Consider the following 305-nt stretch of genomic DNA (forward strand, 5'->3'; position numbering starts at 1 on the left):
TGACCGACAACGTAAACTACATGGCCTCGAACCTGACGAGTCAGGTGCGGGACATTGCCAACGTAGCCACCGCCGTAGCCCGCGGCGACCTGAGTCAGAAAGTAACTGTAAACGTGCGTGGTGAGCTGCTCCAGCTCAAGGAGAACCTCAACCAGATGGTGGACTCGCTGAACACGTTCGGCGACGAAGTAACCCGCGTGGCCCGCGAAGTAGGCACCGAAGGAAAGCTGGGTGGTCAGGCCGTGGTGCCCAACGTACGCGGCACCTGGAAAGACCTCACCGACAACGTAAACACGATGGCCGCC

At 60.0% G+C, this 305-nt stretch carries 1 protein-coding gene; it reads left to right on the forward strand.

Annotated features, from left to right (window positions below):
• Positions 1 to 305 (forward strand): HAMP domain-containing protein (locus EWM57_RS20925; RefSeq protein WP_129923228.1); only part of this gene is annotated, 305 nt, incomplete at both ends.

Source organism: Hymenobacter persicinus, from assembly GCF_004167665.1.
Taxonomy (GTDB): domain Bacteria; phylum Bacteroidota; class Bacteroidia; order Cytophagales; family Hymenobacteraceae; genus Hymenobacter; species Hymenobacter persicinus.